The organism is Verruconatronum alginivorum, assembly GCF_056590205.1.
Window position 1 is genome coordinate 2,710,800 of the sequence record NZ_JBWPVQ010000001.1, and the last position, 24,973, is coordinate 2,735,772.

The window sequence follows — 24,973 nt, forward strand, 5'->3', positions numbered from 1 at the left end:
CTTACTTGGTAAGCGCCTGCGCGATATCGGCTTCGATATCCTCGTAATCTTCGATCCCGATCGAGAGCCGCACGTAATCTTCGGAGACCCCCGAGCTCACCTGTTCTTCCGCGGTCAATTGCGAATGGGTGGTGCTGGCCGGGTGGATGGCGAGCGATTTGGCGTCGCCGATGTTGGCCAAGTGACTGAATAGCTTCAACTTCTCGATGAACTTGCGTCCGGCTTCCATTCCCCCCTTGATGCCGAACCCGATGAGGGCGCCGAATTGGCCGGAAAGATATTTTTTCGCCTGGTCGTGGTAGGGGCTCGATTTGAGTCCCGGATAATTGACCCAGCTGACCTCGTCGTGGCTTTCGAGATATTGGGCGACCTTCAACGCGTTTTCGCAATGACGGGCCATCCGGAGGTGGAGGGTTTCCAATCCCTGCAGCATCAGGAAGGAGTTGAAGGGGGAAATGCATCCTCCCGTGTCGCGGAGGAACTGGAGGCGCATTTTCAGGATGTAGGCGACATTGGCGCCTCCGGCCGGCGGGAACTCCTTGAAGGCGTCCCAATGGACGAGACCGTGGTAACTCTGGTCGGGCTCGGTGAAGCCGGGGAAGTTGCCGTTGCCCCAGTTGAAATTGCCGCCGTCGACCACGATGCCGCCGATCGAGGTGCCGTGGCCACCGATGTATTTGGTCGCGCTATGGACCACCACATGGGCGCCCCAGTCGAACGGCCGGTGCAGGATCGGGGTGAGGACGGTATTGTCGAGGATCAACGGAACTCCGGCCTCGTTGGCGATTTTGGCCACTTCCTCGACCGGGAAGACGTTCAGGCGGGGATTGCCGAGGGTCTCGCCGAAAATCAGCTTGGTGTTTGGTTTGATCGCCTTGCGGAAGGCGTCCGGGTCGTCGGCGTCGACGAAGGAGACCTCGATCCCCATTTTTGGCAAGGTGTAGTGGAACAGGTTGTAGGTGCCGCCGTAGAGCTGGGAAACCGAGACCATGTGGTCGCCGTGGCCGCAGATGTTGAGGACGGCGTTGGTGATGGCCGCCTGGCCGCTGGCGTGGGCGAGGGAAGCGACGCCCCCTTCAAGGGCGGCGACCCGTTGCTCGAAGACATCGGTGGTCGGATTCATGATCCGGGTGTAGATGTTGCCGAGCTCCTTCAAGCCGAAAAGGTTCGCCGCGTGCTCCGTGTCGCGGAAGACGTAACTGGTCGTCTGATAGATCGGGACCGCGCGGGAAGCGGTGGTTGGATCGGCCGATTGCCCGGCGTGAACAGCTTTGGTTCCAAGTCCTTTCATAGACGGAAAACTATGGCCCAAGAAGGCCGGTAAATGAAGCACAAACCGGGGGAGATTCATGAAAAGATCTCATCTCTTTTGTAGCGATGAAGCCGCGCCTTCATCGACTTTCGCCCGGGGTCGTCGAATCTTCGCGGAAGATCCGCTACGAATAAGCCCGCCCAATCAAACCGCCGACGGGAAAACCGGCCGAAGGAGTTGCCGGGAGGAGGGAAAAGGATACAACCTTACTGTTTTCACCTAGATGTCAGCCGGGGACTCCAGTCGGATTAAAGAGAAAGTGAGGCGCCTGCCCGACGGTCCCGGCGTGTACCTGATGAAGGATCGGTTGGGACGGATCATCTACGTCGGCAAGGCGAAGTCGTTGAAAAAACGGGTTTCGACTTACTTCCAGGCCTCCCGACGTTTCACCCTGCAACCGAAGATTCGGGCGTTGGTCGACGTGATCAGCGATTTCGAAATTCTGGAAGTGAAGAGCGAAACCGAGGCGCTCCTCCTCGAGGGAAAGTTGATCAAGGAATGGAAGCCGCGTTACAACACCGAGTTCACCGACGACAAACGTTTCCTCATGGTCCGGGTCGACCTCAACGCCGACATCCCCCGATTCCGGCTGACCCGTTTCCGGAAGGAAGACGGATCGCGCTACTTCGGGCCGTTCGCCCATTCCGGACCTCTGCGGCGGACGCTGTCCGAACTCCGCAAGAAGTTCGGGGTATTGCTCGCCGACGTCATTCCGCAGAAGCAGCCCGATGGTCGGTATCAGCTTTATGGTGACGTTCGGTCCGAGTTGTTCGGGTTTCCCAACCTGGTGACCCCGGCCGAATACCGCGAGCGAATCGAGGCCGCCTGCGAATTTCTCGAAGGGAAAAGCCGGGAGTGGTTGGAAAGCCTGCGGGAAGAAATGACCTCTGCCGCCGAGCGCCAGGAATTCGAAAAGGCGGCGCAATTGCGGGACATCGTTTTCTCGCTTGAGAAGACGTTGGAAAAGTCCCGGAAATTCGCCCGCGATCCGCTGGTGCTCGACTCCCGGAACGCGGCGATGGAGCGCTTGCAGGAGGCACTCGCGTTGCCCGGCCTGCCGACGCGGATCGAATGTTTCGACATCTCTCACATCTCGGGCACGTTCGTCGTCGCCTCAATGGTCAGCTTCGCCGACGGGCGACCCGACAAAAACAATTACCGGCGCTACAAGATCAAGAGCTTCATCGGCAACGACGATTTCCGGGCGATGGAGGAAGTCGTCGGCCGCCGCTACCGACGGCTCGCCGAAGAGGGACGTCCCTTTCCCGACTTGGTGGTGATCGACGGAGGGAAGGGCCAGGTCGGCGCGGCCAACAAGGCTTTTTTCATTCTCGGACTCCAACCCCCGCCGCTGATCGGATTGGCCAAGAAGGAGGAGACCATCATCTTTTCCGACGAACGGGAACCGTTGAACCTCCCGGAACGCGACCCCGGCCTCCGCCTGTTGCAACGGGTCCGCGACGAAGCCCACCGCTTCGCCAACACCTTCAACGCCGACCTCCGCAGCCGTCTCCTCCGGGAATCGGTCCTCGACGATTTCCCCGGCCTCGGCAAAGTCCGCCGCGCCGCTCTTCTCGAACACTTCCGCTCCATCGACCGCCTCCGCAAAGCCACCCCCGAAGAGATCGCCGCCGTCCCCGGCATCGGCCCCAATATGGCCAAAAACCTCCACGCCTTCCTGAAAGAAATAAACCGCGGATAAAGGAAAACCCACCGCGGATGGCTCGGGAAAGGGAACTGCGGATACACTGGAAAGTTAACCGCAGATGGGCGCAGATAAGCGCAGATATTTTCTTTTGCTCAGCTCCGCACCACGCGTTTCCATTGGAGTTGGGCTTCTTTAAAGTTGAGGAGCAAGGCGAGAGACAAGTTGGTTGTGGCGAGATAGCCGATCATTTGAGCCATATGGGTTTCGTTGAACGCGGTGACGACCTTGGTGTCCACGATGACGGCATGATCGACGATTAGATCAGGGATCAATTTTCCGATTTCCTCTCCTTCGTAGAAAACAGGATAGGGGGTTTGCTGATCCACATGATGGCCTCGGTTACGCAATTCGATAATCAAAGCCCGTTCGTAGAGTCGTTCGTCCAAACCTGGCTTCAAGGTATTCAACACCTTCATCGCCGAGCCAATGATCTCAAACGTAAGCTTCGCAAGGGGGTATTTCTCCATCTTGCCATGATTTAATCTTGTTCCAAAAGTTAAAGCAAAAATAACTGCTGTGCATCTGCGCCTATCTGCGCCCATCTGCGGTTAAAAACAATCTGCGGTTCAGTAGGATTGGCAGGAGGATCAGGATTGCCGGCAGGGTCAGGACCAGTGCGGAGGCGGTCATCAGGCCGAGGTGGGCCACCGGTTGAAACGCCGAAAGACCAAGCAGCAGAAATACCCCGATCAGGATCAGACTGGTGAAGAAAATCGGCGGTCCTTTCGTGAAAATCGCTTCAGCGACCGCCGCCCGCGAATCGCCGGACCGCCCCCGGACATCCCGCCAACAGGTGATGAAATGGACCGCGTCGTCCACCGCGATCCCGGCGGCGATCGCCCCGGCCATCACCGTGATCGCGTTGAGCGGAATCCCGAAGTAACCGGCAAAGCCGAGCATCGTGCCGACCGGCAGCAGAGTGACCGCCAGCCCTTTCGCCATCAAGACCGGGTTCCGCCACAACACCAGCAACAACACCGCCACCGCGGCGATCACCGTCAAACTGCTGAGCAATTGAGCCCTCACCACCGCCTGGTCGGAGGCGAGAAACTCATGGACGATCCCGCCCGCCTCGATGGTCGTCCCGGTCGGAGCCGAACCTCTGGCCGCCGCCAGAATCTGCTCCACGATCTCCAGATAACGGGCGGACGAAAGGGAAGGCATCCGCAAGATCATGAAGGCGGTCCGCCGTTCCTCATCGGCCACCGCCCCCAAAAACGGCAGGTCGAACGCCTCCAATCCCCCCGTGAACATCCCCAGCAACCACGGCTCGTCCGGCAACCGGAGCGCCTCCGGGTCGCCGCCACGCCAGACTTGATTGAGGACTGTCAGAACTTGTGGATACGAATAAACCGCCGTCACTTCCGGGATCGACTCCGCCCGCCGGTGGATTTCCCAGACGAACTCCAGGAAATCCCGCTCGGTGATTCCCCCCGCGCGGCCGGAGTCGAAATCGATCTGGGCGACATGCAGTCCGCCGTATTCGGCATCGGCGATCCGAACCGCTTCTTCGATTTGACTACCCCGCGGAAGAAAACTCTCCAGCCGTACATCCGGTTGAAGCAGCAACAGCCCCGGCCCCGCGATGGTCGCGAGCAGAAGCGCCCCCGCGACCGGGGCCGACCGATGGCCTTCGATCCATTGAGCCAGGTTCTCCGCGACGTTCCGCCACCGCGCTTCGGTTGAGCGCAATCGCCGGTCGGCCGCCGACGGTTCCAGACCGCGTCGCCGACCTCCGGTCACGGCCAGCACCGCGACCCCCGGTCCGAAGGTGAAAAGGAAACCGGTCCCGACCCCGGCGGCTCCCCAGAAGCCGAGTTCCCGGACTGATTCCGTCGGTGAAACCGTGAGCGCGAGAAACCCGGCCATCGTGGTCAGGGTAGCGAACAAACAGGCCTTTCCAGTCTCGGCGATCGCCCGTTCCAAGGCGGTTCTCCGGCTTCCTTCCCACACTGAATTCCGGAGGAGGGCGGTGCCCAGGTGGGCCAGCAAGGTCAATTGGATCGCCCCCAGCAACGGAAAAAGGGCGAGCGCGAACGGCTCCGGTTGATAACCGGCCACGCGGCTGAGTCCCGGCAGGATCGAGAGATAAATCAAGTGAATCAACAGGAGCGAGCCCGCCATTCCCCAGCCGAGGAAGGCGACCCGAAGGATGACGGCGGCCAGCAGCAACGCCCCGCCGAAAAGAAGGAACGAGTCGACCTTCACCGCCTCCCGCATTTCGAGTTCCGCGAACGGAAGTCCGATCATTCGCAGCCGCGTTTCGCCTTGTTCGAATGTATCCAGGATCTCTTGCGCTCGATCCCGCAACTCCGCCGGGGTCGACCGCTCGAAGGCGGAGGCGTGGTATTCCACCGCGACCAACGCCCGGTTTCCGTCGGCGGAGACCATGACATTGCGGATCAACGGATGTTGGAGGCAGAGTTCTTCGAGCGCGGCCAGTTGGAAGTCGTCCCACGGCGGGGGAGGGATCAGCGCTTCGAAAGAAAAGGAAAAACCGCGCCGGACCGGCATCACCGAGTGGGTCAAGCTCTTCACCGCCCGGATGTCGCCGGAGGCGATGAAGGCGTCGGTCAAATCCCGCACCAGCGACAACCCTTCGGTGGAAAAAATCGGCCGATGTTCGACGTCGATGAAGAGGGTTCGTTCGATCTCCCCGATCTCGCGGGCCCGCTCGAACGCCTCTCGTTGCCCGCCCCGGGCGTCGAGCACAGAATCGATGCCGCTCCGGGTCTGCAACTGCGTCCCGGCCACCCAGAGCAGCAGGCAAACCCCGGTCGTCAAGGAAAGCGCCCACCATGGACGCCGGGTGAAAAAAGTGAGGATGAATGTCAGCAAAACCGTGAACTTCGCGATTCTGCTGTCTGCCAGAAATCCGGATCAGGTCAAACGCATTACGAACTCACACCGCGGTTTCGCGCCGGTAAAGGGCGGCGTCGATGATCGACCAGATGTGGATGATCCAGCCGAGGAAGATCACCCAAAGGACGGCGGCCAAAAGAAATTGGGCCAAGGCGAGGATGACCCGTCCCTGCAGTAGTTGGCCCAAGCCGGGGATGAAGAAACTGGCGAGGGCGGCGATGACGTTTCCGGTGGAACCTTGTCCGTTCATATTTTTACCAGTCGCCCGATTCGACTGATTTCGCAACCGCCCCAGCCTAGGGAAAACCCGGAATGTCGAGGTGGGACTGGCTTCGTCGCCCCAGCGCAGCGGCGAAAACCATCAAGATCAGGCTCCAATGTCGCCATATGCAATATTTGTGTTTATGCGGATCGCTGGGCCAAATCGGAGGGTTGGCTTCCAGCCGACCTTCTTCTGAGCCCGACGCCGACGGCGGACGGCAGGATGCCATCCCTCCCAGTGACGAGGATCTTTCGTGGTTTTCATCGGAGGGGGCGCTTGGCCCGGTTGCTGACTCCGACGGTCTTCGGCTAAAGCACGAAGCTCCCGCAATTTTACCGCATGAAAAGGATTTGCGATGTGCCCGGGGTTGATCTAGTTAGGGAGAATTATGAAGAAGCTTCTTCTGTTTTTGGCCTCCTTCGTGCCGTTCGTGGGCGTTCATGGCGCTCCGCTGGAATTAGGGGCTCCGGCGCCGCAGGTGGAGGCGGTCGACCAGGACGGTCAAACCGTGGCGCTTGGCGATCTTTACCGCGAGGGCTTTGTGCTGGTTTTCTTTTATCCGAGAGCCAACACCCCCGGATGCACCGCCCAGGCGTGCAGTCTGCGGGACGAGTTCGCGGTTCTCCAGGAGAAGGGGGTGCAGGTTGTCGGGGTCAGCATGGATTCGGTTGCGGCTCAGAAGAGGTTCCAGACGGCGCATAACCTGCCGTTTCCGCTGCTGGCCGACGAAGATGGAAAAGTCGTCGACGCGTTCGGGGTGCCGAAACGGGGGGCGTTCGCCAGCCGACAGGCGTTTCTGATCCGCGACGGCCAGGTGGTCTGGAGAGATCTGCGGGCTTCGACGGCGAAACAGGCGGAGGATGTCCTCGCCGCGCTCGATCAATTGAAGAACGGACGGCGGAACTGAGGGTTGGCTTCGACCTCCCAGGTCATCCGACCCGTCGTTTTCAGCCTCCTCGTTTCTCCGTCAATCTCCTTCAGCCATGCTCTCTCGGCACACCAAACGGGCGCTTCTCGGTTTCACCTTCGCGGCAATCATCCTGGTAGTGACCGGCGCCGCCATCCGGCATTATTTCGCGGCACGGGCCCTGGAAATCCGACTGGAACAGGAGCGGGCGGAGTTGGTGCCGCCGGAGCCGATGTTGGCCAACGTCGAGCGAATGGATCGTTTCCGGGAGCGTTCGTTCGCGGTGCGGTTGCAACCGGACCGGCGGGCCTCAGTGGCGGCCGAGGTTTCGGGACGGGTGGTGGAAATAGCGGTCGATGTCGGCGACGTGGTGGAAGAGGGGGAGGTCTTGCTGCGGCTCGATCCGACGCTCGCCCGCTTGGGCTTGGAATCGGCCCGGGCGGCGGTGGACGCCGGGGAGGCGCAATTGCGCGAGTTCCAACGACGGGCGCGGGAGGCGGATCGCCTCCGGGAAACCGCCGCCATCCCCGAGACCCAGGCGGAAGAGGCCCGGGCACAGGCGGAGGTCCAGGAACGGGAATTGGACCGCTTGCGTTCCGAGTTGCGGCGCCAGGAGGAATTGCTCGCCCGGCACGAGATCCGGGCGCCGTTCGCCGGCCACGTGAACCAGCGGTTGGTGGAGACGGGGGATTCGGTGAACGTCAACCAAGGGCTCTTTAGTTTGGTCACCCTCGATCCGTTGCGTATTCGTTTTTATGTGAGCGATCTCGAACTCGGTTCGTTCCGGTCGGGGGAGGAACTCCGGCTGACGTTGACCGCCTTCCCCGGCGAGACGTTCCAGGCGGCGGTCGCCTCGGTCGGACGGGCGGCGGATCCGAGCAACGGCTTGTTTTTGATCGAAGCGAAGGCGCCGAACGCCGACGGTCGGCTTCCGGCGGGAGCCCAAGGGCGTATTCGGACGGTCATTACGAGGTACGCCGACGCCTTATTCGTCCCGGCCTCGGCCGTCCGTTTCGAAGGACGCCGGGCGTTGGTCGAGATTTGGGCGGATGGCGAGGGTGTGTTGAGGGAACTCGAACTCGGGCGCGAAGTCGACGGGTTTTATCCGGTGCTTTCCGGGATAAGCGAGGGAGAAACCTTGATTGTCCGGTGAGAACCCGCGGCCGGTCAACGAGGGGATCGTTTAGATGAATATCGCGCGTTGGAGTGTCGAAAACCGGGTGGCGGTGAACATCATCGTCGTCGCGTTGCTGGTCGGCGGGATCTTCGCCGCCGCGACCCGGATCCCGCGTGACATTTTCCCGGACGTATCGACGAACTACATACGGATTTTTACCGTCGACGCCACCACCAGTCTGCCGGAGGACATGGAGCAGCTGGTGACGATTCCGATCGAGGAACGGGTCGCCGGGGTGAGCGGCCTGCTCAACGTGATGTCGTCTTCCCAGAATAATTTCTCGACGATTTTCCTCGAAATCGATCCCTCGATCAACGACCTCGAACCGATTCTCAACGAGGTCCGTCAGGAGGTCTCGATGGCCCGCCCGGAACTGCCGCCAACCGCCGAGGAACCATTGGCGGAAATCTTCGATATTCCGTTGCCGCTCCTCACCTTCGGGATCACTTTCCCCCCGGGTTTCGACCTGACGGCGGAGCGGGCGGTCTTCGACCGGTTGGAGCGGGAACTGAAAGTGGTGCGGGGCGTTTCGGAGGTTTTGGTGGCCGGGCTCGGCCCTCGGGAGCTTTGGATCGAAGTCGATCCGTTTCGGGCGGAGTTGGCGGCGCTCGGGTTCAACCAGGTCGCCCAAGTTGTCGGGGACCAGAGCCGGAACTGGACTGGCGGTCGCTTGCGCAGCGCGGCCGGGGAACGGATCGTTCGGCTCGACGGGGAGATTCGATCGCCGGAGGATCTCGATGAATTGATGGTCGCGTCGACCGGAGGGCTGGTGCGGTTGCGCGATATCGCCACCTTCAAGGAATCGCCGGAACGGGAGACCTGGCGGGGACGGGTCAACTTGGAACCGGGCCTCACCTTCACGGTGATCAAGCGGCGCGGGGCGGACGCGTTGCAGACGGCGGCGGCGGTCACCGCCGTTTTCGACCGGGTGATGCAACAGGCTCCGGAGGGAGTGGAGGGACGGATCGTCACCGACACCACGAAATACATCGACGTCCGGATTCAAACCGTCCTGGAGAGCGGTATCCAAGCTTTGGTGATCGTGACCGTCCTGTTGGTGATGTTGTTGAACTGGCGGGTGGCGGTGCTGATCGCGATCGGATTGCCGATCTCGTTCGCGGGAACCTTTCTGGTTTTGTATTGGCGGGGGGAGTCGATCAATCTTCTGTCACTCTTCGCGATGATCATGGCGATCGGGATGATCGTCGACGACGCGTTGGTGATCGCGGAAAACATTTACCGGTATTACGAGGCGGGTCTGTCGCGGGTGGAAGCGGCGGTGCGGGGAACGCAGGAGGTGATCTGGCCGGTGGTCGGAAGTGTGTCGACGACGGTGGCGGCGTTTCTGCCGTTGATCCTCGGGGAAGGAATCATCGGCAAGTTCCTGGCGGTCGTGCCGGTGGTGGTGATCGCTGGACTGGTCTTTTCCTTGGTGCAAGCCTTTGTGGTCCTGCCGAGCCATATGTCGGACTTCGTGCGTCACCCGGCGACCGTCAAGGAGTTGGAAGCGAAGTTGCGGGAGCGCCCGCCTTTGATGCGGCGCCTTTATCTGCATATCAGTTTGACCTACGCCGAACTGCGGGTGGCGGTCGACCGGATCATGGGAGGAGTGATCGAGACCTACACTCATTTGCTGGTCCTTTGTTTGCGGCGGCGGTATTGGGTGTCGCTGGGCTTCGTGGCCCTGCTGGCCGCCGGCGGCGTGGTGATTTGGGCGGGGGTATTGCGATTCCAGTTGTTTGAATCGGATTACGCCGACCGGATATTCGTAAAAGTCGATTTGCCCTCGAACTATTCGCTCGACCAGACCGAGGAGGTGGTGATCCGGCTGGAGCAGGCGATCGCGGCGGAGTTGCCCGAAAACGACCTGGCGGGGTTGGTCACGCAGATCGGAGCCCGGCTGGAGCAGACGAATCAATTTCTTCAATACGGCGCCAACCTGGCGATGGTCACCGTCGACGTCGACGAGCAGAATCCGGCGGCACGTCGTCCCTCCGAAATCGAACGCCACCTGCAGCGGATCGTGAATCGATTTCCGGAATTCGTCACCGCGACGGCCGCCTCGGAAGGGGGCGGGCCGCCGGTCGGTTTGCCGGTGAACGTCGAGATCCTCGGCGAGTCGTTTGAGGTGTTGCGCGAAATCGCGGCCGAACTCGAACTGCGGTTGGCCCAAGTCGACGGGGTGACCAACATCGCCAATAATTACACAGCCGGGCAGCCGGAATTCGTTTACCGGTTGGACGAGGAGAGGGCGGCCGAGGAAGGGCTCTCGGCCCGGGATGTCGGAATGTATTTGCAAGGCGCATACAGAGGAATCGAAGCCGCCCGGGTCCGCTGGGGGAACGACGAAGTCCGTTTGCGGGTGATGATGGACGAACGTTTTCAAAACGATCCCGAGATCCTGGCTGGTCTGCGGATTCCGACTCCCGACGGACGGTTGATCCCGTTGCATTCGGTGACTGAGGTGACCAAAACCAGTGGGATCGCCCGGATCAATCGAAGGAACCAGCAACGGATGGTCCGGGTGACCGCCGACCTCGATACTCGGGCGATCACCGCGCGCGAGGTGGAGCGGGAAATGATGCCGTGGCTGGCGGAGTTCGAGGAACGTTATCCCGGCTACCGGTTGCGGGTGGCGGGGGAGAGCGAGGACACCGAACGGAGCATCGAGGCGATGCAATTCGCGGCGCTCCTGGCCATGATGTTGATCTACGTGATCCTGGCGGTGATCTTCAATTCGTTTTTGCAACCGCTGATGGTGATGGCGGTTATCCCATTCGGGGTGATCGGGGTGATTGGTGGCCTGTTGTTGATGGGGCAACCGCTCGGTCTGATGGCGATCATGGGGACGATCGCCCTCGCCGGGATCGTGGTCAACAACTCGGTGGTCTTCGTCGATTTCATCAATCGGTTTCGCCGGGAGCATCCCTCGGCCAACGGACGACGCCACGGCAGCACCGGCCGGGCCCGTTGGCATTCGATCATCGTGAGCGGCCGGATCCGCTTTCGTCCGATCTTCCTGACCACCGCCACCACCATCGGCGGCCTGGCGACCCTCGCTTTCGCGACCCGGGGCCAGGAAGAGTTTCTGGCCCCGATGGCCCAATCGATCATCTTCGGCCTGATGTTCGCCTCGTTGATCACGATGATCCTGATTCCCTGCTTATACTCGATCATCGACGACCTGATTTTAATGAAAGACCGCCTCCTCCGCCGCGACCAGTCTGAGTGACTGAGCAACCGGAATGAGAGATTCAACCGCAGATGACGCGGGTGATCGCAGATAAAGCCGGATCCCGCTGGAAACGACAGCTTGACCTTTTTTCCCCGCTGGATTTTCTTGCTCCTTCCGGGTGCCTAAAATGCCTAGAAACACCTCGCAGGGGTCTGGTCAAAGAAGCGCTTGGTTGATAAAGAGATGCGGCAGTAGCTCAGTCGGATAGAGCAGCGGATTTCTAATCCGCGGGTCGGGGGTTCGAATCCCTCCTGCCGTGCCATCGCAACTGCGGGGACCATGTCCAGGGTCTTACGTCCGTCCGGCGGCTTCTTTTTCGAGTTTCAGGAGGCGGTCGGATAAATCGGGGGGAGAGATGAAGAGGGTTCGATTCCCTTTTTTCCGCTGTTCCAGTAGCGCGGCTTGGCCGAGATCCAGCAGGTCGGTGCGTGCAGTTTGATACGCCACGTTGTGGCTTTTCTGGTGGCTGCGGAACGTGTAGCGTTGTCCCGGATGATTGAGGGCGTGGCGAATCAGGGCCACTTGACGGTGGTTGAAAAGATCAAGCGCCCGCATATGGGTCTCGACCTCCCGGATCTCTGATGTCTTCCGCTCAATGTAGGCGTCCAATTCGCCGACCGCTCGCCGGATCACTTCAGTTTGGGAAAGGAGGAAATACGTCAGGTCGTTGTTGTCCGTTTCCGTATAAAGAAAGGAGCGGACGTATTGCATCGGCGCTTTTCGCAGAATTTTGGAGATCGAAATGAACTCGAACAGCCAGTAACCCCGGTGGAGCATCGCCCAATAGAAGAGCGCTCTCGCCGTGCGCCCGTTGCCGTCCACGAAGGGATGATCGTAAGCCAGCCAGAAGTGCAAGATGATCGCTCTGACCGCAGGGTGGACAAAACGGTCGGGCGTTTCTGCGTTGGCAAAGGCGCACATGGCCTCCATCCGCGCGGGCAACTCGTCGGCTGGCGGCGGGTCGTGGTAAACATTGCCTTCGTCGTCGGCCACGACGCATTTCTCATCCGGTCGGCGAAAGCGTCCTGCGGCGGTCGGATTGTCCAACGTCTGGTCTGTCACCATCCGGTGGATTTCAAAGACGAGGTCCGGCGAAAGCCGGGAATTCTTCAGTTCCCGGATTTTCCCCATAGTGCTGTAGTTGTTCAGGATCATCCGCTCGCTCGTATCGCGCGGCTTACGACCGGTGCGGATCATCTCCTTCGCCACCTCGCGCGTGGTTGCGGCGCCCTCGAGTTGGCTGGAGGCGATGGCCTCTTCCATGAGAGAACTCACCACATAACGGTCGCGGGTGTGCGGGTTGGTAATCGGTTCGGGAAGACTAATGGTGCAACCGGCTCCAAGATCGATCTCATGCAGCGCCTCCATGACCGACTCCGGCACGGCAAATTGAAATGGTTGTCCCACCTGGTCCATCAATGGAATCGATTTGAGTGCTTCCAGTCGGGACATTTTCAACAGCATCCACCATTCCCGATGACTCATTCCGGCGGGCGGCGGGCACCGCCGAAGCTTGTCCCAGTGAAGATAGTCCTTCCGGGGCGGAGTCTTCTGCATCAGCGACAAAACGTCCTTGAGCCGCTCTGGTCGTCTCCCGAATTCAGCCAGCAGTTCGGTCAGCCTCGGTGGTGTTTCAGGAATGCGCATTGTCGAGTGCTAGTTTTCTGCTAAATTAGTGAAAATTAGTAGATCCAAGGGGGGGTGGCAAGAAATTACTAAAATATACTAAATTAGTAGCCTTGTCGGAGGGATGGGATCAGGTTGCTGTCGGCTTCCTGCTCTTTTGAAACGAATCGCTAATGGCAAATAGGGATTTAAAGTTGAGATCATGCCGTGAACCGGTTTGAATCTTGGGCTTGGGTATGGACCGGCAGCAGGAGATCAAAAACGAACTGGAGCGGATGGTGCGGCTTATTTCTGAGGAGCCCTCGGTTCGCCGGGTGATCTTGTTCGGGTCCGCCGCGTCGGACGAGACGGTTGGAGAATGGTCTGACATCGACCTATGTATTGTCCAGGAGAGCGAACTGCGTTTCTATGACCGGTTGGCATGGTGGATTCGGAAGCTCCGTCCGGGGGTCGGGGTCGATCTGGTGGTCTATACTCCCATAGAGATCGATCAGCTTAGAGCGCAGGGCGGATTTTATACCGACGAGATCGAAGCCAAAGGGAAGGATCTATATGCCGCTTGAGCCGCGCTGGCTGCATTTTTCCGAAGAAGATATGGCGATGGCGCGGTTGGCAATCGAAGCCGGGATTTGGAATCAGGGGTGCTTCCACGCCCAACAGGCAGCTGAGAAACTTTTGAAGGCAACATTTCTCGCGGGTCATTTGCCGCGAACTCACAAGCTGACCGATCTGGTTCGAAGTGCGCCGCGAACCGCTCCCTGGCGAACTTGAGGAGGCTCTGGTTTTGTTGGACCGATTCTACATTCCGACCCGATACCCCGATGCGCTTCCTGGATCTTTGGAATCCGGGTTGCCAAATGAGGCCGACGCGCGAGGGGCCTTGGAGACTGTTCAGAAGCTGTGCGATTTCCTTCTGGCGGAGGGGGAGTGAGCGGCGTTGCCCTGAGACTGGCTCAGGGCTGCTTGCGGGCTGCCTCCGCGTTCGACGAGCAGTCCGCGGCGGATCCATTCGCGTAATTCCCGCCGGGCGAGGACGCGGACGTCGTCGGTGGCAATCTCGAATTCCGGGCTGTTGGCGTGCTCGGCGAGTAGCTGGCCCAACTGCTCCCGGGCGTCCGCCAGCGGGATCTCATGGATCCCATTCTTGAAAAGAGGCTTCAAGCAGCCGATGGTTAACGGTCCCCGGGGCGAGACGAGCAAACGCGACGCCGGGTTTTCTTGGCATTCGAGAATGAGGAGTTTGGCGAATATGCTCTCCATTGGACCCAGGAAATTGCGCGAGCAACCCGGGCGAGGACGAGGGAAAAACACGGGTGAGGGGGATCGGTCTTGCGGGGACGGGGACGTGGGGTGCATGTTCGGGGGATGGAATGTCGGGTCGGATGTGGGGCGTGTTGTATTGCGCCGTCGATCAGTTCGCCGATCCCGGGGATGCCGGGAGGGAAGCCGGCGGGGGTTCGGTGTGTGCAACTGACGCCGGACAACCGGTGCGCGCTGTTCGGCAAGCCTGAGCGTCCGGCCGTCTGCGTCGGGTTGAGGCCCTCCGCGGACATGTGCGGTCTTTCCGCTTCGGCGGCCATGGAATTTCTGGCGCGGCTCGAGGCGAGCACTGCGCCATAGGAGTCGCCGCAGGGGGGCGCGCGCAAGGGGGGGCGGAAGAAGGGGGCTGACTCGGATGTGCTGAGGCGGGACGCTTTCCCCACTTTCTTTTATTGGGGAAGTTGTTTTCGGCGGCGGGTGATGGCTTGGGCGAGAGTGGCGAGGACTTCTTCGGTGGTTTCGAGGGAGATGCAGGCGTCGGTGATGCTTTGGCCGAAGGTGAGGTTTTGTTTGTCTGCGGTGAGGTCCTGGCGGCCTTCGACGAGGAAGCTTTCCAGCATGACGCCGCAGAGGTGGCGGTTGCCTTCGGCGATTTGGCGGGCGATTTCGGCGGCGACGACCGGCTGGCGGCGATAGTCTTTGTTGCTGTTGCCATGGCTGCAGTCGACCATCAGGTAAGGGGGGAGGCCGGAGGCTTCGAGCGCGGCGACCGCTTCGGCGATTTGGGGGGCTTCGTAGTTGGTGCCGGTGCGGGCGCCGCCGCGGAGGATGAGGTGGCCGGTTTCGTTTCCGGTGGTCGAGAAAATGGCGGCCACCCCTTGTTTGGTCACCGAGGGAAACCAGTGGGGATTGCGGGCGGAGCGGATGGCGTCGATGGCGATCTGGACGTTGCCCCCGGTGCCGTTCTTGAATCCGACCGGCATGGAAAGCCCCGAAGAAAGTTCGCGGTGGACCTGGCTTTCGGTGGTGCGTGCTCCGATCGCCGCCCAGGAGACCACGTCGGCAATGAATTGGGGGATGAGCGTATCCAGAAATTCAGTCGCGGTGGGAAGGCCGAGGTCGATGATGTCGAGGAGAAGTTGGCGGGCGAGGCGGAGCCCTTTGTTGATTTGGAAGCTGTCGTCGAGAAACGGGTCGTTGATCAAGCCCTTCCATCCGACCACGGTTCGGGGTTTTTCGAAATAGACCCGCATGATGATCAGGAGTTCTTTTTCGTGACGGTCGGAAAGAGTTTTGAGTCGGCGGGCGTATTGGAGGGCGGCTTCGGTGTCGTGGATCGAGCAGGGGCCGACAATGACGAGGAGGCGGTCGTCGCGGCCGAGGAGGACTTCGGCGATCGCCTGGCGTTGGCCGCGGATCCGGGTCGCTTCCTGTTCGTTCAGCGGATGTTCTTCGATCAGGATCGCCGGAGGGATCAGCGGGCGGAGCGCTTGGATGCGGACGTTGTCGATATGGTGAAACGACTCCCAATCGGGGGTGTTCACGCGTTCCGTGATGTCATCGGTGGCCATGGATTGAATGGATCAAAGATGACGAGAAACGGCGCGGGGTAAAGGCGCGATTTTTTGACCGGACAGTCCGCAGGCGAAATGGCTGGGACGGTCACCGGTCCCGGCGGCGGAATTCGAAACTGGGCGGCAGTTCCGGTTCTTCCATCGATGTGACTTCGGTGAAGGTCCGGACCTGGCTCCAGGGGAGAATGTTGCCCGCGCGTTCCATATTGAAGACGCTCTCGGAAACGAGGAAAATTCGTTCGGCGCTGCTCCCGACCTCGGTGCAGACGAAATAGAAATTCGACGATTGGCGGGTTTGGACGGGGCTGCCGGTCAAATTGTTGCGTTCGGTCTGGTGCCAACCGATGTAGCCGCCCGGTTTCACTTTGTGTCGGATGATGAAATAGGCCTCTCCGGATGGAGTGGGCGGTCTGGGCTCGGACCTGAAAGACGTCGATCCCTCGGTCTGGGTGAGCCCGAGTTCCTCTCTCTGGAACCAGAGAAAGATTCCAAGGCCGATGAGGATATAGATGAAAACAGCCAATCGATTCATGAGGATGAGAAAATGATGGGAAACGGAGGCGAAGCTGTAAATCCGATAATGATCCGCACGGTCGAAGCCACGCCTTCATCGATTGGTTCATCGGTCGAATCTTCGAGAAAGATTCGCTACGGGTCAGTTAGCTTTCGCGAAACTCCCTTGGACTGAGGGAGGTGGCTTCGCGGATCGCGCGGGAGAAATAATTCGGGTCGGCGAAACCGGCGGCGCGGGCGATTTCGTGGATCGGAGCCGCGCTTTCGCGGAGAAGGGCGAGGCCGCGCTGGACCCGGAGGTTGTGCAGGTAGGCGGATGGTTTCAGTTCGTGACTGGCGGTGAATTGGCGGAATAGGGTGGTGCGATGGACCTGGAGGCGGTCGGCGATCTCGTTGATCCCGATGGCGGGGTCGCAGAAGAGCCGGTCCATCAACGTCTTGGCCCGGGCGGGAAGGGTGCCGGGCGAGGCCGGCGGAGGATTTGCCGAAGCCTTCATAAGGAGAGAATGAGCCAGGTGGGCGGCAGTCCGTTCTCCTTCCGCCGTGCAGGCGCGGAGCGCGGACGCGATCTCGACAAAAACCGTTTGCGGACATTCCCCTGCCGAATGGATCCGTCCGTTTAAACCGAATCCTTCGATCCAGCGGAGACAGTCGGGATGGTCGAAGGTGATCCAGCAGAACCGCCATCGTTCGGAAACCGCGCGCAGGTGATGGATTTCCCCGGGGCGGTAGATGAAGATCGTCTCCCGTTCCAAACGCATCCAGCGATCTTCCACTCGGAACTCACCGACTCCCTCAATCCCCCAGTAGAGTTCGGCGAACCACTTCGCGCGGCGCGGAGGCTCCACCCAGCCGGCGGCAACTCCGCTACGCCCGACCGAACGGACCCGCAACGGCAGGTTTGGCGCGGCGGGGTTGGTCGGGCGAAAGACGATCAAGCGTGGATCGATGTGCAACATCAGTGCTAATCAAACCACAATTATCCTATCGGTAAAGATGAAATGGCTAGTCTAGTGTTCCATGTATGAGCAACACAAAGCCTAAAATCGTTATCGTGGGAGCGGGTAGTTTGTTTTTCGGTCGTCAGGCTATTTGGTCGATGAACCATCTTTCCGGATTGAAGGGAGGCGAGTTGGCGTTGGTCGACACCGATCCGGCCAATCTTGACCGGATGGTGCGATTGGCCAGATTGGCGGCGGAAAGCAGCGGGTCGGGGACGGCGGTCGAAGGGTATCCGGATTTTCGTGACGCTTTGCCCGGGGCCGATTTCGTGGTGCTCAGTTTTGCGATTCGCAACGCGCATTACCGCCGGATCGACTGCCGGATTTCGGCCAAGTATGGGATCCGGATGTGTTCGGGCGATACGATCGGGCCGGGTGGAGTGTTTCGGGCGATGCGGGAGTTTCCCGAAATCCTGAGAATCGCGGAGGCGGTTGAGGAGATTTGCCCTGAGGCGTGGTTGATTAATTACATCAATCCGTCGGCGATCATGGGAATCGGATTGATGCGGCATACCCGGACCAAATCGTTCGCGTTGTGCGACTCGCATCATCTGCCGCACAAGAAGCTGAGTTATTTGAAATTGATTGGCCGGGACGAGACGGCGATGGATCGTTTCGATATGCGGATCGCCGGGGTCAATCACTTCACCTGGATGTTGCGGGCCGAACTCGACGGGCGGGATGTTCTCCCGGAAATTCATGAAGCGTTTCGGCGGATGGCTGAGACGGAGAAGGACCAAGGGTATGCGAAGGCCCGTTTCAACAATTTCATTACGGCCCAATTGGCCGACGTGTTTGGGGCGGTCCCGACCTGCACCGGGCACACCAAAGAGTATGTGCCGTTTTACCAGGGGCGGGCGGCCATTCAGGAGCCGATCCCGCCACTATCGATTTTCGATTGTGACGAGCGGGAGGAAAGAACGGCGGCGATGTGGAATGAAATCGACGATTACCTATCGGGGGCGAAGACGATGGAGTCGTTTCATTCTCAATACAAACCGGATCATGCGACCGACATCATGAACACCATGATTACCGGAGATGGTCGAACCTATTTCATCAATCGGTCCAATCACGACTGCGTCGACGGGGGCGGACGGGCGGTCGGCAATCTTTCGCCGGACGCTTTTCTGGAGATGGAGTGCCGGCTTGATGGAAGCGGTCCGCGTCCGTTGCCGGTGGGGGATTTTCCGTATGGGCTGCGGGCGCTGCAAATGCAGATCCTCGACGTCCATGAATTGACGGTGGAGGCCATCGTGAAGAGAGACCGCGGGTTGTTGGTGCGGGCCTTGGCGATGGATCCCCTGGTGAATTCGATCGCCACCGCCCGGGCGGTGATCGACGAATTGTTCGAGGCCGAGGAGGAGGTTCTGCCCGGATGGTCAAAGAAGAAGAAAGGGGAGCGTGGAGGCGCGGCTGTCCTGTCGGTCGGTGAGGCGCCGCAGCTTTATTGAGCGGATTTGTTTAAAGTAGTGGGGTTGGCTTTGCCGCCCCATTTTTTGGCGTCTTCGAAAGTCGTGGGGATCAACATCCTCCCCGCGAGTCGGGCGGCGGAGCCAACCCGACCACGGGAGGAATCTCTGTTGGTGGAGCACAGACAGGAATGTCTGTGTCACGGGGGGGCGGGGAGGATTTTTATCCAGTGGTGGCGGCGACGTCCGCCCAGCGGAGGGCGTGGGTCGAAATGTTTTTGCGGGCGGCGTGGGCGGCGGCCTTTCCGGCGGCTTCGCCCATCGCTACGGCATTGCCGGTTACCCGGTAGCTGGCGTGGGCGAAGAAGTCGCCGCTGATGCAGCGGCCGGCCATCAAGAGCCCTTCGATGTCTTTTGCGACCAACGAGCGGAAGGGGATTTGGTAGGGTTGGGCCTTCAATCCCTGGTTCGAATAACCACCGCCGTCTGATTTCTTGGTGGCGTGGATGTCGACGCCGAAAGCCGATTCGCAGACCGCGTCCTCGAAGCGGGCGCCGGAAGTGACGTCGTCTTTGCTTAACTGATACAAGCCGTGAATTCGTTTGCCCTCGCGGATGCCGATTTGTTCGGCGGTTTGGGCGAGGCGGACGTTGGCCCAGCAACCGCCGAGGGAGCGGAGGGAGTCGACGATGCGGTTGACCTCGGCGCGCGCGCGGATGGTGGCCGCGGTGATCCCTCTGGCGTCGTCGCTTTGGATGCCGTATTCGTGATTGGCCATCATGGCGACGAGGTCGTCGCGGATCGGGAAGAGCGAGGGACGGGAATAGCTCGATTCGATGCCGGCTTCTTTGAGGGCCGCGGCAAATTTCCCCTTGTGGTCGATCACCGGCGCGTTGGGTTCGGGGCGGGGGTTGCGGACGAAGCCGTGTCGTTGCAGTTCTTTGCCGTCGATGCCGGTGATGAGGGCCATCAAACTCATCGGTTGGATTTCCCCGGTCTCGGGATGGCCGAGATCGTAGCTGCAACCGGCTCTTTCGGCGAGGATGCCGTCGCCGGTGGCGTCGATGAAAACTTTGCCGGTCCAGGCTTGGCGACCGGACCGGTTTTCGGTAATCACGGCGGAAAGGCGGTTTCCCTGGACGAAGGCTTCGACCAGTTGGGTGTGAAGGAGAATGTCGACGCCGGCAGCCGTGCATTCCTCTTCGAGAAGCAGTTTCAGCGCCTCGACGTCGTAATATCGGGGAGCGAGTTGGGCGCCGCGTGCGTCGAGTTTTTGGAGAATCTCCTGGATGATGCCGGTCTTGTTGTTGGTGTCGATGATGTTGCAGAGCATGCCGGAAGTCCAGACCCCGCCGAGGCAACCGTGGAATTCGATCAACGCGGTCGAAGCGCCGGCGCGGGCGGCGGCCAGGGCGGCTCCGATACCGGCCGGGCCACCACCGCAGACGATCACGTCGTAGCGTCCGGAAACAGGCAATTGCCGGGCCGCTTCCGCGATTTGTTCGGCGGAGTGCGTTGCGTTCGGTTTCGTTTGGTCGTGGGCAGGTGAGTGCATTTCTCTGACATTAGTGAAGGAAGGGGGATTGAAAACTCCGGAATTGGAGATTTTTCCCCTGAACTCCGAGCCAGGGAGGCGGGGAATCGGAATCGGTCGTTCAACGTTTGAAGGGGGAAGGTTTTACAGGGCTGGCAGGATCGGTTGGATTGGAGGCTCGAACGGTCGAATGATGACCGGGGTGTCAACGAATCCCCGAAACAAACCCTGGTTCATGAAGCCGTCGAGCCGTTGTTTTATGAGTTTCTCCTCACTTTTCAAGGTATCGGGTTTGGCCGCCGGCCTTTTCGTTTTTTGCGTCGCTGGTCTTGCCGCGGCCGCCGACACCACTTGGACCGGGGCGGTCAATTCGGTCTGGGACGGGACCACCGTCGGCAATTGGTCCGATGGTGTGCCGACCGCCGAGAGAGGGGCGGTTTTCCCCGCCGAAGGGGTAGCGAACGGCGACATTGCGGTTTCTTCGTCGCGGTCGGCTCGCTTTCTTTCGTTTCCGGGGCCGGGAATAGGCGGGGGGCCGCCGGTTGATTATACGATTTCCCTCGGAGGTATTTTCCAACTCCGGGATTTGACCGGCATCTATGTCGGGGAGGGCTCCGGGGCGCACATCATTGATGTCGGGAGTTTCTTTCGCTTCGTCGGGGATGACGCCACCGCTTATGTGGTCAACGACTCGGCGAATCCGTTGACGCTCGACGGGCGGCTGCACCGGACGGGCGGGAGCAACCTCACCATCGAGTTCGATGGCGCGGGGACCGTGTTGTTGACCGGCGGTTATCTGGGCGTGGTCGTCGATCCGGAGGTCAACCGGATTCGGCTCGCCCCGACGATGACGGGAATGGTGGTCGTAGCCGAAGGTTTGGCGATGAACCGGGGGCAATGGACTGAAGTGTTCGGTGGAACGCTGGTGTTGGATGGCACGCATCCCGGGGGCAATTACCGTCTTTGGGTGGGCGGGGAAGGTTCCCCGGCGATGTTGACTGGCCGGGGGAGAATCGGAATGGGAGCGAGCATGACGTTTCAAATCCGGGATCAAGGGGTCGTTGCCCCGGGGCGGCCGGGCGAGACCGGAACATTGACGGTCGTCGACCAGACGTTGCAGTTTCTTTCCGGATCGAAACTTCGGATGGACCTGGCCCACCCGGGAAGACACGACCGGCTGGAGTTTGAGGAGGTCAACGCGCCGCCGTCGCTTTCTCTCTCGACGGACGGCGCGGGAGTCGGACTGGAGATCGGTTTTACCGGAGGGAAGGCGATCCCCGGGGAATACCTCCTCCTGGCCGGATATCAGAACCTGATGGGTGAGTTTGCGGGATGGGAGAATGGAGTCGGACGGTCGGTCGGCGGGTATGAAGGATTTACCTTTTGGGTCGATTACGGCCCCGGGGCGACGGTCTTGACGGTGACGTCGGATTTCGAACCGGAAATTTATTTCGTGGAGAACGGTGTGGCCCGGGCGGTGGTGGTGACCGCTGATTCGCCGACGCCGGTGGCGGCGTATGCCGCGGAGGAATTGGTGGGGCACATCGCCCGGGCGACCGGGGTCACCCTCGACATTGTGGCGGAGTCGACCGCCGGCGCTCTTGATCCGGAGTTGAGCCGGATCTTTCTGGGGGAAACGGTGGCTGCGGCGGACGCCGGGATCGACGTCGCTGTGTTGCCGGACGACGCCTTCGCCTTGCGCTCCGTCGGGCGCGATTTGTATGTCGCGGGCCGGGATGAAGCGGACGGCAGGTTGTTCGACACCTCCTCGCTCAACAAAGCGGCCCCGTTGCATCGGCCGACTCTGTATGGTGTTTACGAACTACTCGAACGTTACGCGGGGGTTCTCTGGCTTTGGCCGGGAGAGCTCGGGACGGTGGTCCCGGAAGCGGCGACGCTGGCGGTGACGGAGGAGTTAAATGAAGTGGTCGAACCGGCGATCGCGTTTCGGCGGTTTCGGACCTGGCATATCGACGATCTGGTGGAAGGCCGGGAAACGGCCCATCCGTTGCGGGCGGCTTTGTCGTATTCAAAAAACGGATTGTCGGCCTACTCCGAAGCGATGCACGCCTATCTCGGAAGGCACCGGGTCGCCTTCACGAAAAGAAAGCCGCTGGTCGGGCATTTTTTCACCGGATGGTGGAACCAGTATGGCGCGCAACACCCGGAGTGGTTCATGCTTCGGGAGGATGGCCAACGCGGACCGGCGGTGCCTGGCGGCGAGGCGGCGATGTGCGTTTCGAATCCCGACCTGCATCAGTTCATCGTGGAGGAAGTCTGGGACGGAGGGGACATCCTGCGGCTGGGGGAAGTCGACGAGGCGGTCTTTTGCCACTGCAGCGTCTGTCTCTCTTGGGACGTGGCGGCCGATCAACCGGGATTCGCGCAGTTCGATCCCTTGGTGTCGGACCGTTACGCCCGTTTTTGGAAAACGGTGCGCGATCTCGCGGTTCAGGTGAATCCGAACGTTACGGTGACCAGCCACCTCTATTGGAATCACCTGCCGGCTCCGGTGACCGACTTCGATCTGACCGGCATTTACAGCGACTACGTGCCATGGGGGAACCGTGCGATCACCTATTATCCGATGAGCGAAGCGGCCCACCAGTGGAACCAGCAGCAATGGCTGGGATGGGTCGGGCGTGGGGCGACGGTCGGGTATCGGCCGAATTACTTGCTCGGCGGTTATGTGATGCCGCATCTCAGCACCTGGCAGGCGGGGGAGATGTTCAAGTTCGTCGCGGCGAACGGACTCGCCGGCTACGACATGAGCAGCCTCTGGGGCGATTGGGCGGTGAGGGGACCGATGCTCTACATCCACATGCGCCTCTCGGTCGATCCGACCCGTGAAATCGTCGACCTTCGGTCGGAGTTCTTCTCGGCCTTCGGTCCGGCGGCGGGTTTGGTGGAAGAGTATTTCGATTATTGGGAGGATTACTCCCGGGACGAGGCGCCGCTTGGCGGAGTCGGTTGGAACAATCCGACCACGGCCAACTCGCTTTATCCGCCCGCATCGTTTCTTCCGGCGGTCGATTTGCTGGAGCAGGCGGAGACCTTGGCCGCGGCGGATGGTCGGCCCGAGTACCTGCAACGGGTCCGTTTCCTGCAAGCCGGGCTTGAACACGCTCGGCTTTCGGTCGGATTTATCGGAACCCTTGGGTCGCAGGGGGCGGTGCCGGAAGATCCGGAGGCGCTTCAGACCGCCCGCGAGGCATTGGGAGAGTTGATCCGGTTTCGTCGCAAGCACGAACACCTGTTCATCGCCGATTTGGTGGCGGCTTCCCGGGTGGAACATCGCCGGATCAACTTGGAGGAACTGTTTGTTTACGTCCTGGGCGAGGAGCCGTTGGGAGAGTGGCATTTCGAGGAGCCGCTCGGGACCCCCCTTCACCAAACTTTGAATACGGGAACTTTGGAAGGGACCTGGGGGGTGGAAATCCATTCGCCGCATGCCTCCCGAACCACCGGGGACGGAGCGTATCGGATTCAAGGCTCGGGAGGAGGGAAGAAAAGCACCTTCGAAATCGGCGAGCGACAAGGACCGGTCCGGGCGGAGATGAAGATCAGGGGGTTCCGGTTTTCCGGATCGACCACCAACGAGTGGGTGCGCCTCGGATTCGATACGATCACCGATGGTAACGTCGTCGAAGTGCGGCTCTCGCGGAACGGCAGCGCCGCATCGCCGTTGATTCAAATCGAGGGCTTGAGCTTCGGCTCCGGAACCTCGGTCGCGCCGGTGACGTTGTTCACCAGTAACACTCATACCGAAAGCTTCTGGCTGGCGATCGAATTCGATCCGTCGGACCATACCTACGAGATTTTCTATAAGACGGAAGTCGGAGGCGCTTGGATCTCGACCGGGACCGGCGCCACCCAGGAAGGGCGGATCGCGGCAAAAGCGGGAATTGGGCATGGAGGGGATTTCACCGGGCAGACTGGAAACGAATACGTTGATGTCGACCTCGTCCGGATTTTCCCCAGCGTTCCGCAGTTGCCCGGCGTGCCGGACGATCCCGGCGAAGTCGACGGTTACGCCGGATGGGCGTGGAGGTGGTTCGGCGACGCTATTCATGACCCGGCGATCTCCGGTCCGATGGCCGATCCCGACGGCGACGGGATCGTCAATTTACTGGAATACGCCCTTGGGTTGAATCCCTTGGTCCCGGGAGTGGCCGATGTCTTTGAATCGGTGGAGCGGGTCGACGGCGAGGATTTTTTGACGCTGACTTACCGGCGACCGGTTGGCATCGAAGACATCTGCTACGAGGTGGAGGTATCGAACGATCTTTCCGTCTGGACGGCGGGCCAAGGCGAATATCTATCCAGCGTCGACGAGGAAGTGGAAACCGTGACCTACCGCGATGACCAAGCGGTCTCGGGGACCGGGCGCCGGTTTCTCCGGCTGAAGGTGGAGAAATTGCCATGAGGGCGGTGGGACCCTGTCCGCCCGGTTATGCGCTTTCAACGTTTTAATATGCGGCAGTCGTGAATTGCTCCGTTGCAGTCTAGGGTCGGCCCTCGAATTTAGGATATACGATTTGTATCGGCCTTACCCAATCAAACACAACCTGCGAGAGAACCGCCAAACTA

20 protein-coding genes and 1 tRNA gene are annotated in these 24,973 nt (G+C 60.4%); 11 read left to right on the top strand and 10 right to left on the bottom strand.

The window, feature by feature from the left end:
* Position 1: 1 nt before the first annotated feature.
* Complete coding sequence (locus ACWUI2_RS09690; protein WP_486982656.1) at positions 2 to 1,291, bottom strand: O-acetylhomoserine aminocarboxypropyltransferase/cysteine synthase family protein; 1,290 nt, start codon at positions 1,289 to 1,291, stop codon at positions 2 to 4.
* A gap of 244 nt (positions 1,292 to 1,535) precedes the next feature.
* Between ACWUI2_RS09690 and ACWUI2_RS09695 the strand changes: the two genes are divergently transcribed.
* A complete protein-coding gene (locus ACWUI2_RS09695) occupies positions 1,536 to 3,014 on the top strand; it encodes an excinuclease ABC subunit UvrC (RefSeq protein ID WP_486982657.1) in 1,479 nt (492 codons plus the stop codon).
* A gap of 98 nt (positions 3,015 to 3,112) precedes the next feature.
* Here ACWUI2_RS09695 and ACWUI2_RS09700 read toward each other — a convergent pair whose 3' ends face one another.
* The 3 genes from ACWUI2_RS09700 to ACWUI2_RS09710 form a co-directional block, all read right to left on the bottom strand.
* Positions 3,113 to 3,562: a GxxExxY protein gene (locus tag ACWUI2_RS09700; RefSeq protein WP_486982658.1), complete on the bottom strand. Its 450-nt coding sequence runs from the start codon at positions 3,560 to 3,562 to the stop codon at positions 3,113 to 3,115.
* Entirely contained in the window at positions 3,549 to 5,858 is a 2,310-nt protein-coding gene (locus ACWUI2_RS09705; RefSeq protein WP_486982659.1) for an efflux RND transporter permease subunit, read from the bottom strand. The genes ACWUI2_RS09700 and ACWUI2_RS09705 overlap by 14 nt, the downstream gene beginning before the upstream one ends.
* Before the next feature lie 64 nt (positions 5,859 to 5,922).
* On the bottom strand, positions 5,923 to 6,132 hold the full coding sequence (locus ACWUI2_RS09710) for a hypothetical protein (protein WP_486982660.1): 210 nt from the start codon (positions 6,130 to 6,132) through the stop codon (positions 5,923 to 5,925).
* Positions 6,133 to 6,532: 400 nt separating this feature from the next.
* Between ACWUI2_RS09710 and ACWUI2_RS09715 the strand changes: the two genes are divergently transcribed.
* From ACWUI2_RS09715 to ACWUI2_RS09730, 4 genes are all read left to right on the top strand, one after another.
* Positions 6,533 to 7,051, top strand: a complete 519-nt coding sequence (locus ACWUI2_RS09715) for a peroxiredoxin (RefSeq protein WP_486982661.1) — start codon at positions 6,533 to 6,535, stop codon at positions 7,049 to 7,051.
* A gap of 76 nt (positions 7,052 to 7,127) precedes the next feature.
* Positions 7,128 to 8,204 (top strand): efflux RND transporter periplasmic adaptor subunit, encoded by a 1,077-nt coding sequence (locus ACWUI2_RS09720; RefSeq protein WP_486982662.1) that lies wholly within the window; start codon positions 7,128 to 7,130, stop codon positions 8,202 to 8,204.
* 34 nt (positions 8,205 to 8,238) lie between these two features.
* Positions 8,239 to 11,460, top strand: coding sequence for an efflux RND transporter permease subunit (locus ACWUI2_RS09725; protein WP_486982663.1), 3,222 nt, complete (start codon positions 8,239 to 8,241; stop codon positions 11,458 to 11,460).
* Positions 11,461 to 11,648: 188 nt separating this feature from the next.
* Positions 11,649 to 11,725, top strand: a tRNA-Arg gene (locus ACWUI2_RS09730).
* 29 nt (positions 11,726 to 11,754) lie between these two features.
* Here the strand turns inward: ACWUI2_RS09730 and ACWUI2_RS09735 are convergent.
* Positions 11,755 to 13,110, bottom strand: a complete 1,356-nt coding sequence (locus ACWUI2_RS09735; protein WP_486982664.1) for a Fic family protein — start codon at positions 13,108 to 13,110, stop codon at positions 11,755 to 11,757.
* A gap of 215 nt (positions 13,111 to 13,325) precedes the next feature.
* Between ACWUI2_RS09735 and ACWUI2_RS09740 the strand changes: the two genes are divergently transcribed.
* From ACWUI2_RS09740 to ACWUI2_RS09750, 3 genes are read left to right on the top strand one after another with little or no spacing between them, the layout of a single operon-like run.
* On the top strand, positions 13,326 to 13,652 hold the full coding sequence (locus ACWUI2_RS09740) for a nucleotidyltransferase domain-containing protein (RefSeq protein WP_486982665.1): 327 nt from the start codon (positions 13,326 to 13,328) through the stop codon (positions 13,650 to 13,652).
* A 37-nt stretch (positions 13,653 to 13,689) separates the two neighbouring features.
* Complete coding sequence (locus ACWUI2_RS09745) at positions 13,690 to 13,860, top strand: HEPN domain-containing protein (protein ID WP_486985057.1); 171 nt, start codon at positions 13,690 to 13,692, stop codon at positions 13,858 to 13,860.
* Positions 13,829 to 14,020, top strand: coding sequence for a HEPN domain-containing protein (locus tag ACWUI2_RS09750; protein ID WP_486982666.1), 192 nt, complete (start codon positions 13,829 to 13,831; stop codon positions 14,018 to 14,020). The genes ACWUI2_RS09745 and ACWUI2_RS09750 overlap by 32 nt, the downstream gene beginning before the upstream one ends.
* On the opposite strand, the gene ACWUI2_RS09755 is transcribed toward ACWUI2_RS09750, so the two are convergent.
* Positions 13,981 to 14,349, bottom strand: coding sequence for a DUF3375 family protein (locus tag ACWUI2_RS09755; RefSeq protein WP_486982667.1), 369 nt, complete (start codon positions 14,347 to 14,349; stop codon positions 13,981 to 13,983). The two genes, ACWUI2_RS09750 and ACWUI2_RS09755, sit on opposite strands and share 40 nt — an antisense overlap.
* Positions 14,350 to 14,454: 105 nt before the next feature.
* Here ACWUI2_RS09755 and ACWUI2_RS09760 point away from each other — a divergent pair, with 105 nt between their 5' ends.
* Entirely contained in the window at positions 14,455 to 14,709 is a 255-nt protein-coding gene (locus tag ACWUI2_RS09760) for a YkgJ family cysteine cluster protein (protein ID WP_486982668.1), read from the top strand.
* A gap of 89 nt (positions 14,710 to 14,798) precedes the next feature.
* Here ACWUI2_RS09760 and ACWUI2_RS09765 read toward each other — a convergent pair whose 3' ends face one another.
* From ACWUI2_RS09765 to ACWUI2_RS09775, 3 genes are all read right to left on the bottom strand, one after another.
* Entirely contained in the window at positions 14,799 to 15,920 is a 1,122-nt protein-coding gene (locus ACWUI2_RS09765; protein ID WP_486982669.1) for a 3-deoxy-7-phosphoheptulonate synthase, read from the bottom strand.
* 91 nt (positions 15,921 to 16,011) lie between these two features.
* Positions 16,012 to 16,455 (bottom strand): hypothetical protein, encoded by a 444-nt coding sequence (locus ACWUI2_RS09770; RefSeq protein ID WP_486982670.1) that lies wholly within the window; start codon positions 16,453 to 16,455, stop codon positions 16,012 to 16,014.
* A 127-nt stretch (positions 16,456 to 16,582) separates the two neighbouring features.
* A complete protein-coding gene (locus tag ACWUI2_RS09775; protein WP_486982671.1) occupies positions 16,583 to 17,395 on the bottom strand; it encodes a helix-turn-helix transcriptional regulator in 813 nt (270 codons plus the stop codon).
* Between the two features lie 65 nt (positions 17,396 to 17,460).
* Here ACWUI2_RS09775 and ACWUI2_RS09780 point away from each other — a divergent pair, with 65 nt between their 5' ends.
* Positions 17,461 to 18,891, top strand: a complete 1,431-nt coding sequence (locus ACWUI2_RS09780; RefSeq protein ID WP_486982672.1) for a family 4 glycosyl hydrolase — start codon at positions 17,461 to 17,463, stop codon at positions 18,889 to 18,891.
* Positions 18,892 to 19,072: 181 nt separating this feature from the next.
* Here the strand turns inward: ACWUI2_RS09780 and ACWUI2_RS09785 are convergent, their stop codons facing one another.
* On the bottom strand, positions 19,073 to 20,404 hold the full coding sequence (locus tag ACWUI2_RS09785) for an FAD-dependent oxidoreductase (RefSeq protein ID WP_486982673.1): 1,332 nt from the start codon (positions 20,402 to 20,404) through the stop codon (positions 19,073 to 19,075).
* 238 nt (positions 20,405 to 20,642) lie between these two features.
* Here ACWUI2_RS09785 and ACWUI2_RS09790 point away from each other — a divergent pair, with 238 nt between their 5' ends.
* Positions 20,643 to 24,809: a DUF4838 domain-containing protein gene (locus ACWUI2_RS09790; protein WP_486982674.1), complete on the top strand. Its 4,167-nt coding sequence runs from the start codon at positions 20,643 to 20,645 to the stop codon at positions 24,807 to 24,809.
* The last annotated feature ends 164 nt before the right edge of the window (positions 24,810 to 24,973 follow it).

Coding starts and splice junctions, on each gene's coding strand:
- ACWUI2_RS09690 (WP_486982656.1), bottom strand. CDS start 1,291: ATGAAAGGACTTGGAACCAAAGCTGTTCACGCCGGGCAATCGGCCGAT.
- ACWUI2_RS09695 (WP_486982657.1), top strand. CDS start 1,536: ATGTCAGCCGGGGACTCCAGTCGGATTAAAGAGAAAGTGAGGCGCCTG.
- ACWUI2_RS09700 (WP_486982658.1), bottom strand. CDS start 3,562: ATGGGCGCAGATAGGCGCAGATGCACAGCAGTTATTTTTGCTTTAACT.
- ACWUI2_RS09710 (WP_486982660.1), bottom strand. CDS start 6,132: ATGAACGGACAAGGTTCCACCGGAAACGTCATCGCCGCCCTCGCCAGT.
- ACWUI2_RS09715 (WP_486982661.1), top strand. CDS start 6,533: ATGAAGAAGCTTCTTCTGTTTTTGGCCTCCTTCGTGCCGTTCGTGGGC.
- ACWUI2_RS09720 (WP_486982662.1), top strand. CDS start 7,128: ATGCTCTCTCGGCACACCAAACGGGCGCTTCTCGGTTTCACCTTCGCG.
- ACWUI2_RS09725 (WP_486982663.1), top strand. CDS start 8,239: ATGAATATCGCGCGTTGGAGTGTCGAAAACCGGGTGGCGGTGAACATC.
- ACWUI2_RS09735 (WP_486982664.1), bottom strand. CDS start 13,110: ATGCGCATTCCTGAAACACCACCGAGGCTGACCGAACTGCTGGCTGAA.
- ACWUI2_RS09740 (WP_486982665.1), top strand. CDS start 13,326: ATGGACCGGCAGCAGGAGATCAAAAACGAACTGGAGCGGATGGTGCGG.
- ACWUI2_RS09745 (WP_486985057.1), top strand. CDS start 13,690: ATGGCGCGGTTGGCAATCGAAGCCGGGATTTGGAATCAGGGGTGCTTC.
- ACWUI2_RS09755 (WP_486982667.1), bottom strand. CDS start 14,349: ATGGAGAGCATATTCGCCAAACTCCTCATTCTCGAATGCCAAGAAAAC.
- ACWUI2_RS09760 (WP_486982668.1), top strand. CDS start 14,455: ATGGAATGTCGGGTCGGATGTGGGGCGTGTTGTATTGCGCCGTCGATC.
- ACWUI2_RS09765 (WP_486982669.1), bottom strand. CDS start 15,920: ATGGCCACCGATGACATCACGGAACGCGTGAACACCCCCGATTGGGAG.
- ACWUI2_RS09770 (WP_486982670.1), bottom strand. CDS start 16,455: ATGAATCGATTGGCTGTTTTCATCTATATCCTCATCGGCCTTGGAATC.
- ACWUI2_RS09775 (WP_486982671.1), bottom strand. CDS start 17,395: ATGTTGCACATCGATCCACGCTTGATCGTCTTTCGCCCGACCAACCCC.
- ACWUI2_RS09780 (WP_486982672.1), top strand. CDS start 17,461: ATGAGCAACACAAAGCCTAAAATCGTTATCGTGGGAGCGGGTAGTTTG.
- ACWUI2_RS09785 (WP_486982673.1), bottom strand. CDS start 20,404: ATGCACTCACCTGCCCACGACCAAACGAAACCGAACGCAACGCACTCC.
- ACWUI2_RS09790 (WP_486982674.1), top strand. CDS start 20,643: ATGAGTTTCTCCTCACTTTTCAAGGTATCGGGTTTGGCCGCCGGCCTT.